Source organism: Piscinibacter sp. HJYY11, from assembly GCF_016735515.1.
Classification (GTDB): Bacteria; Pseudomonadota; Gammaproteobacteria; order Burkholderiales; family Burkholderiaceae_C; genus Rhizobacter.
The window spans coordinates 1,833,994-1,852,100 of the sequence record NZ_JAERQZ010000001.1 but is presented as its reverse complement, the minus strand read 5'-3'; the positions used below and the strand labels follow the sequence as shown (position 1 = coordinate 1,852,100).

Here is an 18,107-nt window from a genome sequence, read left to right as displayed (position 1 = left end):
GCCCCGCGGCCCACAATCGCTCGCTCCAAGAGCTTTAACAAGACAAGGGAGCGGTGTGATGACACTCGTGAGATTCGAAGGACAGCCCGCCAGGCGCCTGGCGGGCCGGGGGCTGGGCGTGATGGTGGTGGCCGTCGCGATCGGGCAGGCCGGCTGCTCGCACCCACCGGCCGTACCGGCCGAGGCGGCGGCCGAGACGCCAAGGCTCGTCGCCATCCATGGCTTCAACTACACCGACGCCTACATCGACCAGTTCTGGGTCAGCGTCGACGGCGCCACGAAGGTGCGGGTCACGGCGCCGCGCGCGGCGAGCGGCCGCACCGTCTGCTGCCTGGCGTTGCGCCGCAATGGGCCGCTGCCCGAGCAGCTGCAGGTCGCCTGGGCGCGGGTGGTCGACGGGCGCGAGCACTGGTGCAGCCGCACCGTGCGGATCGAGCGCCATGCCGTGGAGCAGCCCGACGCGTTGGCCGTGCACTTCCTGCCCGACGACCGGGTGGAGGTCACGACGGCGCAGGGCTATCCGCGCCTGACGCGCTCGGTGGCGACTGTCTCTCCGGTCGAGGGCGACAAGGCCGAGTGCCGCACGGGCGGGACCGACAACTGAGCGCGGCTGCGCAACAACGGCGCACCTCGATGGTCATGCAGGTGCACGATGAACTCGTGTTCCGGGCACGCGTTTCGATTCCACGTCGCGGAACTACGGCCTAGGAAAACAACTCCCTGGGCCGCCCCTTACGGGAAACACCCCTCTGCCCCCGCCAAGAACTCCACACTAAATTGCGCACGCCTTCGCTCTGAAGGACGGAACGCGAAGAACGTTGTTTTGCTTTGCGGAACAGCGATTCATTGGGGAGAGTTCGAATCGACGCGAGCACCACACCACCGCTTCTGGACGTCAGCGACGTCACGGTTCGCTTCGGTGGCATCACGGCCTTGGACAAGGTCTCGTTCCGGGTCGAGGCCGGCAAGATCGTCGGCCTGATCGGCCCCAACGGCGCGGGCAAGACGACGCTGTTCAACTGCCTGTCGCGGCTCTACGAGTTCAGCGAAGGGCGCATCGCCTTCGAAGGGCGCTCGCTGACCGACGTGCCCTCGCACGGCATTGCCGCGATGGGCATCGGCCGCACCTTCCAGAACCTTGCGCTCTTCCGCACGATGACCGTGCACCAGAACGTGATGCTCGGCGGCCACAGCCGCACGAGCACCGGCTACCTCTCCAATGCCTTCCGCCTGCCCAGCGTGCGCCGCGAGGAGCAGCGCCTGCGCGAGCACGTGGAGCAGGTGATCGCACTGCTGGAGCTCGGCCCGTTCGCCCAGACCGTGGTGGCCGACCTGCCCTTCGGCACGCAGAAGCGCGTCGAGTTCGCTCGCGCGCTCGTCACCCAGCCCAAGCTGCTGCTGCTCGACGAGCCGGCCGGTGGCCTCAACCACGAGGAGGTGGGCGCGCTGATGGACCTGCTGCGCCGCATCCGCGACGAACTCAAGCTGACCATCCTGCTGGTGGAGCACCACATGAACCTGGTGATGCGTGTGTCCGACCAGGTCGTCGCGCTCAATTTCGGCCGCAAGATCGCCGACGGCACGCCGGCTGAAGTGCAGGCGAACGCCGAGGTCATCAAGGCCTACCTCGGGGCGGAGGCCGCATGAGCCCGAGCGCACGGCCGCCCGAAGCCGGGCTCATCCCCTCGGGGGATCGACTGGCGTACTCGACAGGCGAGGGGTCAACATGAGCGACATCCTGCTCCAAGTGCGCGGTCTGCGCGCGCAGTACGGCCAGACGAAAGTGCTGCACGGTCTCGACTTCGACGTGAAGGCCGGCGGCATCACCACCATCCTCGGTGCCAACGGCGCCGGCAAGACCACCACGCTGCGCGCGGTGTGCGGCATGGTGCAGACGCAGGGCGAGATCACCCTCGGAGGCGAGCGCATCGATGGCAAGGCCACCGAAAGCATCGTGCGCCTCGGCGTGGCCCACGTGCCCGATGGCCGCGGCACCTTCCTCAACTTCAGCGTGGAAGAGAACCTGCGCGTCGGTGCCTACACGCGGAAAGACAAGGCCGAAGTCGCGCTCGACTTCGAGCGCATGTACACCTACTTCCCGCGCCTGAAGGAGCGCCGCCGGCAGCAGGCCGGCACGCTCTCGGGCGGCGAGCAGCAGATGCTGGCGGTGTCGCGCGCGCTGATGCTGCGCCCGCGCCTCTTGCTGCTCGACGAACCCTCCTTCGGCCTCGCGCCGCTGGTGGTGCAGGAGCTCTTCGAGATCTTCAAGGCCATCAACCAGAGCGACAGGATCAGCATGCTGCTGGTCGAGCAGAACGCCGCGCTCGCGCTCAAGCTCGCCGACCACGCCTACCTGCTCGAGACCGGCAAGGTCGTGATCTCGGGCACCTCGGAATCCATCCGCAACGACGAGTCGGTGCGCCGCTCCTACCTCGGGTACTAGAACAACATGGACCTGCTGATCCATCAAGTGCTGTCGGGCCTGGCCACCGGGGGCATCTACGCCAGCATGGCGCTCGCGCTGGTCATGATCTACCAGGCCACCCACGAGATCAATTTCGCGCAGGGGGAGATGGCGATGTTCGCCACCTACCTCGCGTGGGCGCTCATGCAGGCCGGCCTGCCGTACTGGGTGACCTTCTTCCTCACCACGCTCATCGCCTTCGTCGCGGGCATCGCGATCGAGCGCATCATCATCCGCCCGGTGGAAAACGCGCCGGTGCTGTCGGTGGTCACGGTCTTCATCGGCCTGCTCGTCATCTTCAACAGCGTGGCCGGCTGGACCTTCGGCCACACGATCAAGCCGTTCGCGAGCCCTTTCCCGGAGCAGCCGTTCTTCGGCAACCGCTACATGTCGTCGCACGAGATCGGCTCGATGGGCATCACGCTCGTGCTGCTGGCGCTGCTCTTCGTCTTCTTCCGCTTCACGCCGCTGGGCCTGGCCATGCGCTCGGCGGCGCAGAACCCGGTGTCGGCCCGGCTCGTCGGCGTGCGCGTGGGCTGGATGCTGGCGCTGGGCTGGGGCCTGGCGGCCGCCATCGGTGCCATCGCCGGGATGATGGTGGCGCCGGTCGTCTTCCTCGAGCCCAACATGATGGGCGGCGTACTGCTCTACGCCTTTGCTGGCGCGCTGCTCGGCGGCATCGAGAACCCGTGGGGCGCGGTGATCGGCGGCTTCATCGTGGGCGTGCTGGAAAACGTGGTCGGCCTGTACCTGGGCACCGAGCTCAAGCACACCGTCGCCCTGGTGCTGATCGTGGCGGTGCTGGTGCTCAAGCCTTCGGGCCTGTTCGGCAAGGTCCACGTTTCGCGCGTCTGAGGGGATAAGAAGATGACCACCACCCAGAAGCCTGCGCTCAGCCGCAACCAGTGGATCGGCCTCGGCGTGCTGCTCGCCATCGCGATCGTCGTGCCGCTCTTCATCCCCAACTACCGCGTGTTCCAGCTCGCGCTCGCGCTCTGCTACGCCATCGCGATCCTCGGGCTCAACATGCTGATGGGTTTCAACGGGCAGATCTCGCTCGGCCACGGCGCCTTCTATGCGATCGGCGCCTACGTGGCGGCGGTGCTGATGGACAAGGCCGGCATGCCCTACTGGGCCACCATCCCGATCGCCGGGCTGGTGTGCCTGATCGCGGGCTTCCTGTTCGGCCTGCCGGCGCTGCGGCTCGAAGGTTTGTACCTCGCCATCGCCACGCTGGCGCTCGGCATCGCGATGCCGCAGCTCTTGAAACACAAGGCCTTCGAGCAGTGGACGGGCGGCTCGCAAGGCCTCGTCATCATGAAGCCCGATGCGCCGGAATGGACCGGCCTCTCGCAGGACCGCTGGCTGTACTTCTTCATCCTCGCCTGGACGGTGCTGCTCTTCTTCGTCGCGTGGAACCTGCTGCGAGGCCGCATCGGCCGCGCGATGGTGGCCCTGCGCGACCAGCCGATCGCCGCGCGGGCGATGGGGGTGAACGCTGCGATGTACAAGTCGCTCACCTTCGGCGTGTCGGCCATGTACACCGGCATCGCGGGCGCCTTGGGCGCGATCGCGGTGCAGTTCGTCGCGCCTGATTCCTTCGGCCCCTTCCTGTCATTCAGCCTCTTCATCGGCGTGGTGATCGGCGGACTGGCGTCGATCCCCGGCGCGATCTTCGGCGCGCTCTTCATCCAGTTCATCCCGAACGTGGCCGACGAGATCAGCAAGTCTGCGCCCTGGGCCATCTACGGCGTGTTCCTCATCGTCTTCATGTACGTGATGCCCACAGGCGTGGCCGGCCTGATCCGGATCCTGAGGGCTCGGTTTCTACGAGGGCGGGTTACTCAGTAGACCCTCTTCCAGGCCCGCGCGTTGATGGGAAGCGCCCCGGGTCGCGCCATGTGTGTTCGTTGAACGTTCGAAAGGAAGCGACATGACATCGAGAACCTTGAACCTTGCGCAGTGGGTGGCGGCGTCCGCGTCGCTGGTTTTCAGCGTGGGCGTGATGGCCGCGGGCAAGTACGGCCCCGGCGCCAGCGACACCGAGATCAAGATCGGCCAGTCGCAGCCCTACAGCGGGCCCGCATCGGCCTACGGCACGATCGGCAAGCTGCACCAGGCCTACTTCAGGATGATCAACGAGCAGGGTGGCATCAACGGCCGCAAGATCAACCTGATCAGCCTGGACGACGGCTACAGCCCGCCCAAGACCGTGGAGCAGATCCGAAAGCTGGTCGAGCAGGACGAGGTGCTCGCCACCTTCAACACGCTCGGCACGGCGCCGAACAGCGCCATCCACAAGTACATGAACGCGAAGAAGGTGCCGCACCTCTTCCTCGCCACGGGCGCCACCAAATGGGCCGACCCGAAGAACCACCCCTGGACCATCGGCTGGAACATCAGCTACCAGTCGGAGGGCATGATCTACGCGAAGTGGCTGCTGAAGAACAAGCCCAACGCCAAGATCGCGATCCTCTACCAGAACGACGACTTCGGCAAAGACGTGCTGAAGGGTGTGAAGGACGGCCTGGGTGCCAAGGCCGCGACCATGGTGGTGAAGGAGGCCACCTACGAGGTCTCCGACCCGACGGTCGATTCGCAGATCCTCACGTTGCAGGCCTCGGGCGCCGACACCTTCATCAACATCACCACGCCGAAGTTCGCGGCCCAGGCCATCCGCAAGGCCTTCGATTCGGGCTGGAAGCCGCTGCACATCCTCAACAACGTGGGTGCCTCGATCGGCTCGGTGCTCACACCGGCGGGGCTCGACAAGTCGAAGGACCTCATCACGCTGCAGTACTACAAGGACCAGAACGACCCGCAGTGGAAGGACGACCCGGCCATGCTGGAGTGGCGCGCCTTCATGGGCCGCTACTACAAGGAGGGCGACCCCAAGGACGCCAGCAACCTCTATGCGTACCTGACTGCGCAGACCCTGGTTCAGGTGCTCAAGCAGTGCGGCAACGACCTCACCCGCGAGAACGTGATGAAGCAGGCCGCCAACCTGAAGAACTTTCGGCTGCCGCTGCTGCTGCCGGGCATGACGATCAACACCTCGCCGACCGACTACAACCTGATGGAACAGGGCCAGCTGGCCAAGTTCAACGGCACCCAGTGGGAGCTGTTCGGCGAACTGATCGGCGCGAACGACTGATCGTTGGGTCGTCGACGTGAAACAGCCGCCCGTGGGCGGCTCTTGTCATCTGGAGGCGGTCGATGGCGCCTGGGGCTCCTGCCGCATGAACGCGCTCACGTCGTCGAGCACGCTCGACATCCAGCGCAGCGACCACGCCATCGACGCGACCAGCGTCACGTGGTCCACGCCGTCGTAGAGCTTGAGCTGCACCGGGATGCCGGCGGCCTTCATGCGCTCGGCCATCTGCTCGGTGTTGCGCACCGGGTTGACCAGGTGGTCGTTGTGTGCCGCGCCGAGGAAGGCGCGTGGCGTGCCACGCCGCACGTAGTCGATGGGCTGCGTGCCGGGCGGGTAGTCAGGGTGATGGAACACGACCTGCGCCTGCGGGTTGGAGATCGGCAGGAACTCGTACGGCCCGGCCAGGCCGATCCAGCCGGCGAGCGAGGCGGGTGACTGGCCCTGGGCCTTGAGCCAGCGTTCGTCGAGAGCCACCATCGCGGCGTTGTAGGCGCCGGCGCTGTGGCCCATCACGTACACCCGCTTCGGGTCGCCGCCGAGCCGCGCGGCTTCGCGCAGTGCATAAGCGGTGGCCATGGCGCTGTCGTCCAGGAAATCGGGGAAGCGCACCTCCGGGTACAGCCGGTAGTCGGCGATCAGCGTCAGCACGCCGCGCGAGGCCAGCGCTTCGCCGGCAAAGGTGTATTCGGCCCGGTTGCCCCAGTGCCAGGAGCCGCCGTAGAAGAAGACCACCACCGGCCAGCCACCGGCCGGGGCCGGGGTGGCGGGGCGGTAGATGTCGACCTTCTGGCGCGGGTTGGGGCCGTAGCTCACGCCTTCGGTGAAGGCGAAGGTGGACGAGGGCTTGAGCTTGTTGAGGCCCGAGGCGCAGCCGGCCAGCGCGAGGCTCATCACGAAGAGGCTGGCCCGTCGGCCGGTGCTTGCGAGTGTGTGCATGGTCGGAGGTCTACGCAGCAAACGCCGCGCCGGATGCGGTGGCCCTCAGCCCAGGCGCTGGCGATGCCGCGCGATCTGGGCGCGCACCTGGGCCGGCGCCGTGCCGCCCAGCACCTGGCGGGCGTTGAGCGAGCCGGCAAGGCTCAGCACGCCGAACACGTCGTCGGTGATGCTGGCGTTGAAGCCTTGCAGCGTGGCGAGGGGCAGTTCGGAGAGGTCCTTGCCTTGCGCAATCGCCGTCTTCACCGCATGCGCCACCACTTCGTGCGCGTCGCGGAAGGGCAGGCCCTTCTTCACCAGGTAGTCGGCGAGGTCGGTGGCGGTGGCGTAGCCGCGCAGGGCGGCACGTTCCATCGCCTCCTTCTTCACCGTGATGCCGCCCACCATCTCGGCCATGATGCGCAGCGTGTCGCGCAGCGTGTCGACGGTGTCGAACAAGGGCTCCTTGTCTTCCTGGTTGTCCTTGTTGTAGGTGAGCGGCTGGCCTTTCATCAGCGTGATGAGGCCCATCAGGTGGCCGACCACGCGGCCACTCTTGCCGCGCGCCAGCTCGGCCACGTCGGGGTTGCGCTTCTGCGGCATGATCGACGAGCCGGTGCAGTAGCGGTCGGCGAGGTCGATGAAGCCGAAGTTCTGGCTCATCCAGAGCACGATCTCTTCGGCCAGGCGCGAGATGTGCACCATCGTGATCGAGGCAAACGAGGTGAACTCGAGCGCGAAGTCTCGGTCGCTCACCGCATCCAGGCTGTTCTGGCACACGCCCTCGAAGCCCAGCGTCTTCGCCACACGCTCGCGGTCGAGCGGGTAGCTGGTGCCGGCCAGGGCGGCGGCACCGAGGGGCAGCTGGTTCACACGCTTGCGCACGTCGACCAGGCGCTCGGCGTCGCGCTTGAACATCTCCACATAGGCCAGCAGGTGGTGCGCAAAGCTCACCGGCTGGGCGACCTGCATGTGCGTGAAGCCCGGCAGGATGGTGTCGACGTTCTTCTCGGCCACGTCGACCAGCGACTTCTGCATGTCGGCCAGCAGCGGCGCGAGCGCATCGATCTCGCCTCGCAGCCACAGGCGCACGTCGGTCGCCACCTGGTCGTTGCGCGAGCGGCCGGTGTGCAGGCGCTTGCCGGCGTCGCCCACGAGCGTGGTGAGGCGGGCCTCGATGTTGAGGTGCACGTCTTCGAGGTCGAGCTTCCACTCGAAGCTGCCGGCTTCGATCTCGCCCTTGATCTGCGCCATGCCACGCTGGATGTCGGCGAGGTCTTTCGCGCCGATCACGCCTTGTGCCGCCAGCATGTCCGCATGGGCGAGGCTGCCTTCGATGTCGGCCTTCCACAGGCGCTTGTCGAAGTCGACGCTGGCGGTGTAGCGCTTGACCAGCTCGCTCATGGGCTCGGAGAAGAGCGCAGACCAGGCTTGGGATTTCTTGTCGAGTTGGTTCGATGACATGGGGGGAGACGGGGCGTGTAACGCTTGGTGTGTGCGGTTGCCGTGGGGGCTGTCTTGGCGACAATCGCCGGATGGCGCGGCCTCCGCGCAGCGACGAGATTCGAGAGCGCCTGATTCTATTCGGCCACCCCGCCCGACATGCCCGAGCACGACCCTCACGACACCCTGCATGCACCGAGCCGCCCGGCCCGCAGCGGGGCCGAGGGTTCGGCGTCGCCAGACCCGGCGAGCACCAGCAGCAGCAGCCTCTTCGGCCCCACCGGCTTCGGGCCGTACGACACCGCCGCGACGGCACCGCGCGGTGCCGGCTCGGCGTTCGACGTGTGCCACGTGGGCGTGGTGCTGCGGGCGTTGCTCTTCGTGCACGTCACGCTCGCGGTGGCGGTGAGCTTCGGCGCCACCGATTTCGCATCCTGGCTCACGCTCCTCGCGGCGGTGGCGGGCGTGGCACTGCCGGCCTTGCTGCTGTGGCTGGTGCTGGCCTGTCTGCTCAAGCGCATGCTGGTCCGGCTGCCGGCGGTCGGGCAGTGGGCCGCGGCCCTGCTGCTCGGGGCGGCCAGCGGGGTCTTCGGATGGGGCTTGCAGGGGGCGGTCGGTTTCGGCCCGGCTGGCAGCCGCCTTCCGTGGGTGCCTCCGGCGCTGGCCGGGGCGCTGCTGGCGGCGGCGATGTTCTATTGGCTCACCCTGCGCGCCCGTGCCCGCCTGCCGGCGGATGCCGCGGCACGCCTGATCGAGCTGCAGTCGCGCATCCGCCCGCACTTCCTCTTCAACACGCTCAACACCGCCATCACGCTCGCCCGGCTCGACCCGGCGCGCACCGAAGGCCTGCTCGAAGACCTGGCCGAGCTCTTCCGCGTGGCGCTGAACGACACCGGCGCGTCGGTCACCCTGGCCGAGGAGGTATCGCTCGCGCAGCGCTACCTCGCGATCGAGCAGGTGCGCTTCGGTGAGCGCCTGCAGGTGAGCTGGGAGCTCGACGACGACGCCGGCAGCGCACGCGTGCCGCCCCTGCTGCTGCAGCCGCTGGTCGAAAACGCGGTGCGCCACGGCGTGGAGCCGGCGCCCGACGGCGGCGTGGTGCGCATCCGCACGCGGGTGAAGCGCGCGCACGCGGTGGTCACCATCGTCAACACGCTGCCCCAGCAGCCTTCGCGGCCGGGCAATGGCATCGCGCTGCGCAATGTGCGCGAGCGCCTGCGCCTCATGCACGACGTGGCGGCGCAGTTCGAGACGCGGCTCGACAAGGACTTCTTCCGCGTGCAGATCGTGGTGCCGCTATGAGTGACCCCCTCCAGGTTCTGATCGTCGACGATGAAGAGCTGGCCCGCCTGCGCCTGCGCGGCCTGGTGCAGGACTGCCCGTCGCCCAAGGCGCAGGTGGCGGGCGAGGCGGCCAATGCAAGCCAGGCACTGGTCTGGCTGGCCGAACACCGCTGCGACCTGGTGCTGCTCGACATCCACATGCCCGGCCTCGACGGCACGCAGTTGGCCGCGCGCGTGAAGCAGCTGCCGCAGGCGCCGGCGATCGTCTTCGTTACGGCGCACGCCGAGCATGCGCTGCAGGCCTTCGACCTCGAGGCGGTCGACTACCTCACCAAGCCCGTGCGCCGCGAGCGCCTGCATGCGGCCCTGCAGCGCGTGGTGCAGCGTGCGGGTGCCGCACGGCCCGCGGCCGATGCAGGCGAAGAGCCGGTGATCGTGGTCAGCGAACTCGGCCGCAAGGTGCGGGTGCCGGTCTCGGAAGTGCTCTACCTCAAGGCCGAGCTGAAGTACGTGACGCTGCGCACCGCCACGCACACCCATGTGCTCGACGACGCCCTCACCGACCTGGAGCAGCGCCTGGGCGACCGCTTCCTGCGCATCCACCGCAACGCCCTGGTGGCGCGCAAGGCGCTGCGGGCCCTGGAACGGCGAGTGCTTCCCGCCGAGGGTGAAGAAGAGGCCGCCGAAGGCTGGGTGGTGCGGGTCGCGCCGGTCGACGAGTGGTTGGTGGTGTCGCGCCGGCAGGTGGCGGCAGTCAAGGAAGCCATTGCGGAGGGGGGCTTGTGAACAACAACGACGACGCACAAGACGACGACAGCACGGCAGGCAGGCGCTTGCGCTGGGTCGGTGCAGGGCTGGTGCTGGTGGCGCTCGGCGTCCTGGTCTGGCAGGCGGTGGAGGCCGGCCGCGTCGCCGATGCGCCCGAGCCGCACGCCATGGTCGAAGCCCTGGCGCCCGTGGCCAAGGTCGAGAGGCTTGCGCGGGCGGACGAGGCGCAGCTGTTGCATCAGGGTGTGTCGTCGGGCGCAGCCGCCCTGCTGGCACCCGCCGGTCCGGGAGTGACCGCGGCCGACGAAACCGAGGTCTGCGGCCTCGGGCGCGTCAAGGCCGACGAGCACGGCCGCCCGCGCGACATGGCGCCGATCCAGAGCGCGGCACAGCGCCTGCGCGAGCAGGTGTTGCCGTCGCTGCTCGCCAGCCAGGACGACAACCTGCGGGCGGCCGGCCTGGTGATGGTGGCGCTCGACAAGCGCGGCGCAGCGGTTGACGGCGTGGAAGGCGGCGCCGCGCGGGCGCGCGATGAGCTGGCCTCGATGGCCGCCTTCAAGGGCACGCCCCAGGTCTATGCCTGGGCGATGCGGGTGTGCCAGCCGCAGCGTGGCGAAGGGGTGTGCCGCATGCTGTCGGCCGACCAATGGGCGCGGCTGGAGCCCGGCAATGCCATGGCGTGGCTGCAGGTCGCCGCCGACGCCAAGGTGCGGCGCGACGAGCCTGCCGTGGCCGAGGCGATGTACCGCGTGTCGCACGCCGCCAGGTCAGACGCCCGCCAGGGCGCGCTGGCAGGCACGGTGCTCGCCAAGCTCCCGCCCGAAGCCGACATGCTGTCGCGCATCGGCCTGGCCCATGAGCTTGACGGGCTGGACAGGCGGGCCGAGCTGCCGCTGGTCGCGGCCAGCCAGTACTGCGGCGTGAACGAGGTGCGCGATGCGAACCGCCAGCAGGTGTGTGCCGCGGTGGCCGAGGTGCTCACCAGGCGTGGCAGCACGCACGCCGAAGCCTCCCTCGGCATCAGCATCGGTGAACGTGCAGGCTGGCCGGCCGAGCGTGTGGCGGCCGCCGGCGAAGAGCGTGATGCGCTCGCGCAGCTGGCCGTCGCAGGCCAGGCCGATGCCTGGAGCTGCAACGCGCTGGCCCAGACCCTGTCGCGCGTCTTGCAGACCGCGCGCCAGGGCGAGCTGGCCACGATGCGCAGCGCGCTCAGGCAGTCGCAGGAGAGCGTAGCCGTGCTGGCCCAGCGCTACCGCGAAGCCAAGGCCACGCGGGTGGCCTCTGCGGCGAGTGCCGCCTCAGCCTCCGCGCAGTAGCGGGCACTCAAGGAACGTGCCTCAGGGCACGAGCACAGCCGCCAGCTCGGTCACATAGCGCTGGCGGTAAGTCGCCGGTGCCGGGCCTTCGAAGGTGTTGGCGATGTCGCATTTGACGATGCGCTGGCCGTCCACATCCCACCAGCAGGTGCCGTCGTTGCGGTAGGTCGCCTGGCCGGCCGGGCCGTTCTGCAGCTGGAAGTCGTTGCTGTTGGTCAGCACGGTCTGGAAGCTCACGCGCAGTGCGTTGAAGGTGCCGGCGGCCGTCGTCACCGGCTCCAGCGCTTCGACGCGGGCGGTGTGGGCCGCGTCTTCGCGGTAGCCGAGCGCGCAGCTGTAGTTCCAGCCCGACGTCCAGGTCTTGCCCACGTAGAGCGGGAAGCTCAGGTAGTCGCGGCGTGGGGCCCAGGTGCAGGGGTTGTTGGTCTGCACGATGAAGCGGTTGAGGCGGTTGCCTCCGCGGTCGTTGAGGATGCGCTCGCTGATGAAGCCGTTGGCCTCGGCGCGGTCGACGTTGTAGCTGCCATCGGGGTTCACGGCGGTGATCGTCTGCGTGTAGTGGCGGTTGATCACGTTGCCGCCGAGCTGGGTGTCGGTCTCGGTCCAACGGCTGCTCTGGCCGACCTGGCGCGAGGCATCGGGAAAGTACACCTTGCCGATGTAGCTCGCTTCAAGTGCGTAGTCCGCGAGGTAGCCTGCGGGCGGCGTGGTGCCGAAGTAGGTGTTCTTGTAGGTGCACTTGACGATGCGCTTGACCGAGGTGGCCCACCAGCAGGTGCTTTCCACGAGGTAGGCGGCTTCGCCGTTGGCGCCGTTCTGCAGGTTCACGTCGTTGCTCTTGGTGTAGAGCGTGACGTAGCCGATGCGCAGCGCATCGAAGGTGCCCGCCTGGATGGTGATGCTTTCGCGGCCGGTCACGGCGGAGAGCTGCGTGGCGCGTTCCTTGTAGCCGAGCGAGCAGTTGTAGTTCCACTGCGACGCCCAGACCTTGCCGACGTACAGCGGGTAGCTGACGAAGTTGCGGTTCGGATCGTAGGTGCAGTGGTTGCCGTTGTTGACGTACTCGCGGCTCAGGCGGTTGCCGTCGGCATTGGCGCGATAACGCTCGAAGGTCACGCCCCCGGGGGTGCCGCGGTTGAAGCTGAAGCTGCCATCGGCCTCGACGGCGGTGATGCGGTCGCCGTAGCTGCGCTGCTGCGTGGTGCCGCCAACCGTGGTCTCCTGCTGCTGCCAGACGATCGTGTCGTTGACCTCACGCGGGCCGGCCGTGAACTGCTCGGGGCGCGGCCGTGCCTGGGCTTGCGCCTCGCGACGCAGATCGGCCTGGGCCGAATCGGAACGGGTGTCGGCCGCTTGCGCCACCGAGGTGTCGGTGTCGCTGCCGCCACCACACGCGGCGAGCAGGCACGACAAGGTGAAACCGGCCGCAGCCAGCGAGATGCGTTTCATGAATTTCCTCCCTCAACCCTGGACGCCCGCTGTGTGTGCGGGGCCGGCCTTTTCTGAGGACCGGCGCGCAATTTTAGTGCGGGCGTGCAATTCAGGAGGGTGTCAGCGCACCACCCAAGAGAGGGGCCTCGGGGCCGAAGGCATAGGCGTCCATGCCGAGGCAACCATAGGTCACCGCATCGTGCAGGCGCAGCGGCGCGGCCGCCCGCCCGCCGGCACCGGCCGCCACGAACCAGGGCAGCAGGTGCTCGTCGGTCGGGTGCATGTCGGCGGCATGCGGTGCCTGGCGCCGGTAGTCGGTGAGCGCTCCCCAGTCGCGCGCCTCGCTGCGCGCGCGCATCCACTCGCGGAAGTCGCGGCTTTCGGGGATCTCGGCGGCGTCGACCGGCGGCCGGCCGCCGGCGAACACCCGCCGCAGGTTGTGCGTGATGCTGCCGGTGCCCATCACCAGCACGCCGGTCGGGCGCAAGGAGGCCAGCGCCTCGCCGAGCGCCAACTGCTGCGCCGGCGGCAAGGTCGGCACCCACGCCAGCGGCAGCACCGGGATGTCGGCCGCCGGGAACATGAAGCGCAGCATGGCCCAGATGCCATGGTCGAGCCCGCCTTCGTCGACGCGGTGCGCGGGCAGCCCGGCCGCGTCGAGCAACTGCTCCACTTCGGTGGCCAGCGCCGGGGCGCCCGCCACGTCGTAGCGCAACTGGTAGAGCGCGTCGGGGAAACCGCCGAAGTCGTGCACCGCGTGCTGCCGTGCACCGGCGAGCAGCACCGGCTCGCGCGCGACGCTGTGCGCCGAGACGGCGAGGATGGCCCGCGGCGTGCCGAAGGTCGACGTGATCGCCGGCCCGAGCCGCTCCAGGAACGGACCGGTCTCACCCGGCTCGAGCGCCATCATGGGCGAGCCGTGCGAGAGGAAGAGGGCGGGGAGGGGGCGTGTGTCCATGCGGTCATTGAAGCACCCGGCCGCGCGCCATCGGTTCTGCGGATTTGCATGCATCGTTCAGCCCTGCAAGCGGCCCCGGTTCCCGGCCGGGCGCCCCGGGTGACGCAACGCATCAGGTAAGGTGCGGGCCTCGACGGAGAAGACCATGTCCTTGCAGTCCCAGGCTTTGAGGCCCCAGGCCTCTCTTTGGCAACTCGCCTGGCGCCAGCTGGCGCGCGATTTCCGCGCTGGCGAGCTGCGCCTGCTGCTGGTGGCGGTGACGCTGGCGGTCGCCGCACTCACTGCGGTGGGTTTCTTCGCCGACCGCCTCAACCAGGGCCTCGCGCGAGATGCGCGCCAGCTGATGGGTGGCGACGCCATCATCGCGAGCGACCAGCCGCTGCCGCCAGTGTTCACCCAGAAGGCGCAGGCGCTCGGGCTCAAGGTGGCGGCCACCGCGGCCTTCCCGAGCATGGGCCGTGCGCCCGACGACAAGGGCGGCAACTCGCGCCTGGTCTCGGTCAAGAGCGTGAGCGATGCCTACCCGCTGCGCGGCCAGCTGCGCGTGGTGCAGAGCCAGGGCGGCGCCGAGCAGGCGGTGACGAACGGCCCGGCGCGCGGCACGGTGTGGGTCGACGCGCCCCTGCTCGACAGCCTGCAGCTCCAGCTCGGCGACGACCTGCTGCTGGGCGACGCCACGCTGAAGATCGCCGCCATCATCGTGATCGAGCCCGACCGCGGCGCCGGTTTCATGGCCTTTGCGCCGCGGGTGATGCTGCACGAGGCCGACCTAGGGGCCACGGCGCTGGTGCAGCCGGCGAGCCGCGTCACCTACCGCATGGCAGTCGCCGTGCCCGGTGCCAACGAAGCGCCGCTGCGCGAATTCGTGCGCTGGGCCGACGAGCAGGTGAAGGGCCGCACCGTGCGCGGCGTGCGCGTCGAGTCGCTCGAGACCGGCCGCCCCGAAATGCGCCAGACGCTCGACCGCGCCGAGAAATTCCTCAACCTCGTGGCGCTGCTCGCGGCGCTGCTGGCGGCGGTGGCCGTGGGCATCGCCGCGCGCGACTTCGCCGAGCGCCACCTCGACGACTGCGCCATGCTGCGCGTGCTCGGCCAGGCGCAGCGCACGATCGCGCTGCAGTACCTGATCGAGTTCACGCTCGTCGGGCTGGCGGCAAGTGTTGCCGGCGTGGCGATCGGCTTCGCGGTGCACTACGTCTTCGTGTGGTTGCTGTCGGGGCTGGTGTCGGCGACCTTGCCACTGCCCACCGTCTGGCCGGCGCTCTTCGGCGTGGGCGTGGGCTTCACGCTCTTGATGGGCTTCGGCCTGCCGCCGGTGCTGCAGCTCTCGCAGGTGCCTCCGCTGCGGGTGATCCGCCGCGACGTCGGCGCGCTCAAGCCGGCATCACTCGCGGTGCTGGGCGCGGGTGCGGCGGGCTTCGTCGCCTTGCTGCTCGCGGTGTCGTCCGACCTGCAGCTGGGGCTGATCGCGGTGGGCGGCTTCGCCGGCGCCGTGGCGGTGTTCGCGCTGCTGTCGTGGCTCGCCGTGCAGGTGCTGCGCCGCGCGGTGCCCGAGGCGCGCGCGCCGCGCTGGCTGGTGCTGGCCACGCGCCAGATCGCCGCGCGGCCGGCGTTTGCGGTGCTGCAGGTGTCGGCGCTCAGCGTGGGGCTGCTGGCGCTCGTGCTGCTGGTGCTCCTGCGCACAGACCTCATCTCCAGCTGGCGCCAGGCCACGCCGCCCGATGCGCCCAACCGTTTCGTGATCAACATCCAGCCCGACCAGGCCGACGCCTTCCAGGCCCGGCTGCGCGAGGGCGGGGTGGGCAGGTTCGACTGGTTCCCGATGATCCGAGGCCGGCTGGTCGCGATCAACGGCAAGCCTGCCAACCTCGACGACTACACCGAAGAGCGCGCCAAGCGCCTGCTCGACCGCGAGTTCAACCTGAGCCACAGCGCCACGCTGCCGATGCACAACAGCGTGACCGCCGGCCGCTGGGTGAGCGAAGAGAAGGGCGGCCTGAGCGTCGAGCAGGGCCTGGCCGAGACCTTGCGGCTCAAGCTCGGCGACTCGCTGCGCTTCGACATGGGCGGGCTCATCCTCGAAGGCCGCATCACCAGCCTGCGCAAGGTCGACTGGGGCTCGATGCGGGCCAACTTCTTCGTGATGTTCCCGAGCGCGCAGATGATCGACGTGCCGGCGACCTACATCGCCGCGTTCCGGGCGCCGGCCAAGGCCGGCTTCGACAACGCGCTGAGCCGCGAATTCCCCAACATCACCAACGTCGACGTGTCGGCCTCGATCGGCCAGATCCAGGCGGTGCTCGACCAGGTGGTGCGCGCGGTCGAGTTCCTCTTCACCTTCACGCTGGCGGCGGGGCTCGTGGTGCTGTTCGCGGCTGTCACCGCCACGCGAGAGGCGCGGGCACGCGAGTTCGCGGTGATGCGCGCGCTGGGCGCAAGCGGCAAGCTGCTCGCGCAGGTGCAGCGCGCCGAGCTGCTCGGCGTGGGTGCGCTCGCGGGCGTGCTGGCCTCGATTGCCGCCATGGTGGTCGGCTGGGCGCTTGCGAAATATGCCTTCCAGTTCACCTGGAGCGGCTCGCCCTGGGTGCCGCTCGCGGGCGGCGTGGCGGGGGCGGTGCTCGCGCTCGGTGCCGGCTGGTGGGGCCTGCGCGAGGTGCTGCGCCGGCCGGTGGTCGAGACCTTGCGCCGCGCTGCGGCCGAGTAGCTTTCCCTCACCCAAGCAAAAGCGGCCCGTGGGCCGCTTTTGTCGTTCAGGGCATGCGTGTGTCGATCAGACGCGCGCCACCTTGAACACCGCCACCACTTCGGCCAGGCGGTGCGCCTGCTCGCGCAGCGACTCGGCCGCGGCGGCCGACTCTTCCACCAGCGCGGCGTTCTGCTGCGTCATCTGGTCGAGCTGCGTCACGGCGCTGTTGATCTGGCCGATGCCATCGCTCTGCTCGGTCGATGCGGCGGTGATCTCGCCGATGATGTCGGTCACGCGCTGCACCGAGCCCACGATCTCGTTCATCGTGGCGCCCGCGTCGGCGACGAGGCGCGAACCGGCCTCCACCTTGTCGACCGAGCTGCCGATCAGGCCCTTGATCTCGCGGGCCGCTTCGGCGCTGCGTTGGGCCAGCGAGCGCACTTCACCGGCCACCACCGCGAAGCCACGGCCCTGCTCGCCGGCACGCGCGGCTTCCACCGCGGCGTTTAGCGCGAGGATGTTGGTCTGGAAGGCGATGCCATCGATCACGCCGATGATGTCGCTGATCTTCTTCGACGACGCATTGATCTCGTCCATGGTCGACACGACCTGGGCGACGACGCTGCCGCCGCGCTGCGCCACTTCGGCTGCCGACGAGGCGAGCTGGTTGGCCTGGCGGGCCGAATCGGCGCTCTGGCGCACGGTGCCGGTCAGCTGCTCCATCGAGCTGGCGGCCTGCTGCAGGTTGCTGGCGGTCTGCTCGGTGCGCGACGAGAGGTCGGTGTTGCCTGTTGCGATCTCGGCCGAGGCGGTGCTGATGCTGTCGGTCGACGAGCGCACATTGCCGACCACGCGGCCCAGCGATTCGTTCATGTGCTGCAGGGCGCGCATCAGCGAGCCGAACTCGTCCTTGCGCGTCGTGGAGATGGTCTGCGTCAGGTCGCCTTCGGCGATGGCGCCGGCGACGCGGATCGACTCTTCCAGCGGCTGGCGGATGCTGCGCACGAGCGTCGCGGCGACGAGCATGCCGAGTGCGATCACGAGCACTGCGCCGCCGAAGCCGGCCAGCAGGATGCGTTGGCGCGCCTGCGCGCCGGCAGCCAAGGCCTGCTCGCCCTTCTGGCGCTGAAGGGCCACGAAGGCGTCGATTGCGCCGAGGTAGGCGGCGGCCGTCTGCGCGTACTCGCCCTTCACGTGCGCCGTCACCGCGGCGCGGTCGCCAGCGGCCACGAGCTCGGTGGCCTTCTTGCTGGCGGCCACCAGCACGGCACCTTTCTCGGCCACGTTCTTCATGGCCGCCTTGTCTTCGTCCGAGGTCGCGACCTTGGAGATCTCGACGCGGATGGCGGTGATCTTCTTGGTGTCGTTTTCCAGGTTTTCCTTGAAGAGTTCGCCAACAGCCGGGTCGCTGCTGATGACGTTGGCCATGCCGCGCGTGACGGCGGTGTCGGTCAAGCCCTTCCACACGGCCGAGCGTTCGACGAGGTCGTGCACCTGGGCGATCTGACGGGCCGATTCGGCCTGCACCGAAGCGGCCTGGGAGGCTGCCAGCATGGCGATGGTCAGCATGGCGGCGAGCAGCAGCAGGATGGCACCCCACAGCTTGCGTGTGACGGAAATGTTGTTCAGGCTCATGGTCTGGGAATGAGAGAGCGGGTCGTGAAATGAAATCGGGCGGTGAGGTCGTCA

General features: G+C 68.9%; 15 protein-coding genes. 10 read left to right on the top strand and 5 right to left on the bottom strand.

What is annotated here, in order from left to right; all coding sequences use genetic code 11:
* Positions 1 to 58: 58 nt before the first annotated feature.
* The 6 genes from JI745_RS08395 to JI745_RS08370 all read left to right on the top strand — a co-directional run bounded on the left by JI745_RS08395 (position 59) and on the right by JI745_RS08370 (position 5,618).
* On the top strand, positions 59 to 604 hold the full coding sequence (locus tag JI745_RS08395; RefSeq protein ID WP_201805395.1) for a DUF3304 domain-containing protein: 546 nt from the start codon (positions 59 to 61) through the stop codon (positions 602 to 604).
* Between the two features lie 320 nt (positions 605 to 924).
* A complete protein-coding gene (locus tag JI745_RS08390; protein ID WP_310738747.1) occupies positions 925 to 1,647 on the top strand; it encodes an ABC transporter ATP-binding protein in 723 nt (240 codons plus the stop codon).
* Positions 1,648 to 1,726: 79 nt separating this feature from the next.
* Positions 1,727 to 2,443: an ABC transporter ATP-binding protein gene (locus tag JI745_RS08385; protein ID WP_201805394.1), complete on the top strand. Its 717-nt coding sequence runs from the start codon at positions 1,727 to 1,729 to the stop codon at positions 2,441 to 2,443.
* Between the two features lie 6 nt (positions 2,444 to 2,449).
* Positions 2,450 to 3,319, top strand: a complete 870-nt coding sequence (locus tag JI745_RS08380; RefSeq protein ID WP_201805393.1) for a branched-chain amino acid ABC transporter permease — start codon at positions 2,450 to 2,452, stop codon at positions 3,317 to 3,319.
* 12 nt (positions 3,320 to 3,331) lie between these two features.
* A complete protein-coding gene (locus tag JI745_RS08375; RefSeq protein ID WP_201805392.1) occupies positions 3,332 to 4,315 on the top strand; it encodes a branched-chain amino acid ABC transporter permease in 984 nt (327 codons plus the stop codon).
* Positions 4,316 to 4,397: 82 nt separating this feature from the next.
* Positions 4,398 to 5,618 (top strand): ABC transporter substrate-binding protein, encoded by a 1,221-nt coding sequence (locus tag JI745_RS08370; protein WP_201805391.1) that lies wholly within the window; start codon positions 4,398 to 4,400, stop codon positions 5,616 to 5,618.
* A gap of 45 nt (positions 5,619 to 5,663) precedes the next feature.
* On the opposite strand, the gene JI745_RS08365 is transcribed toward JI745_RS08370, so the two are convergent.
* Together JI745_RS08365 and argH are read right to left on the bottom strand one after the other, a co-directional pair.
* Positions 5,664 to 6,554, bottom strand: a complete 891-nt coding sequence (locus JI745_RS08365) for an alpha/beta hydrolase (RefSeq protein WP_201805389.1) — start codon at positions 6,552 to 6,554, stop codon at positions 5,664 to 5,666.
* Between the two features lie 45 nt (positions 6,555 to 6,599).
* On the bottom strand, positions 6,600 to 7,997 hold the full coding sequence (argH, locus tag JI745_RS08360) for an argininosuccinate lyase (protein ID WP_201805387.1): 1,398 nt from the start codon (positions 7,995 to 7,997) through the stop codon (positions 6,600 to 6,602).
* Between the two features lie 138 nt (positions 7,998 to 8,135).
* Here argH and JI745_RS08355 point away from each other — a divergent pair, with 138 nt between their 5' ends.
* Genes JI745_RS08355 through JI745_RS08345 form a run of 3 tightly spaced genes read left to right on the top strand, consistent with a single transcriptional unit; the run spans position 8,136 to position 11,343 of the window.
* Positions 8,136 to 9,278 carry a sensor histidine kinase gene (locus JI745_RS08355; RefSeq protein WP_201805385.1) on the top strand — a complete coding sequence of 381 codons (1,143 nt, stop codon included), beginning with the start codon at positions 8,136 to 8,138 and terminating at the stop codon, positions 9,276 to 9,278.
* On the top strand, positions 9,275 to 10,045 hold the full coding sequence (locus tag JI745_RS08350; RefSeq protein ID WP_201805383.1) for a LytTR family DNA-binding domain-containing protein: 771 nt from the start codon (positions 9,275 to 9,277) through the stop codon (positions 10,043 to 10,045). The genes JI745_RS08355 and JI745_RS08350 overlap by 4 nt, the downstream gene beginning before the upstream one ends.
* Positions 10,042 to 11,343, top strand: a complete 1,302-nt coding sequence (locus JI745_RS08345) for a hypothetical protein (RefSeq protein ID WP_201805381.1) — start codon at positions 10,042 to 10,044, stop codon at positions 11,341 to 11,343. Before JI745_RS08350 ends, JI745_RS08345 begins: the two co-directional genes overlap by 4 nt.
* A gap of 21 nt (positions 11,344 to 11,364) precedes the next feature.
* On the opposite strand, the gene JI745_RS08340 is transcribed toward JI745_RS08345, so the two are convergent.
* Positions 11,365 to 12,792 (bottom strand): hypothetical protein, encoded by a 1,428-nt coding sequence (locus JI745_RS08340; RefSeq protein WP_201805379.1) that lies wholly within the window; start codon positions 12,790 to 12,792, stop codon positions 11,365 to 11,367.
* A gap of 91 nt (positions 12,793 to 12,883) precedes the next feature.
* Complete coding sequence (locus JI745_RS08335; protein WP_201805377.1) at positions 12,884 to 13,732, bottom strand: dioxygenase; 849 nt, start codon at positions 13,730 to 13,732, stop codon at positions 12,884 to 12,886.
* Between the two features lie 145 nt (positions 13,733 to 13,877).
* Between JI745_RS08335 and JI745_RS08330 the strand changes: the two genes are divergently transcribed.
* A complete protein-coding gene (locus JI745_RS08330; protein WP_201805375.1) occupies positions 13,878 to 16,436 on the top strand; it encodes an ABC transporter permease in 2,559 nt (852 codons plus the stop codon).
* A 66-nt stretch (positions 16,437 to 16,502) separates the two neighbouring features.
* Here JI745_RS08330 and JI745_RS26755 read toward each other — a convergent pair whose 3' ends face one another.
* Positions 16,503 to 18,053, bottom strand: a complete 1,551-nt coding sequence (locus tag JI745_RS26755; protein ID WP_201805373.1) for a methyl-accepting chemotaxis protein — start codon at positions 18,051 to 18,053, stop codon at positions 16,503 to 16,505.
* Positions 18,054 to 18,107 lie beyond the last annotated feature (54 nt).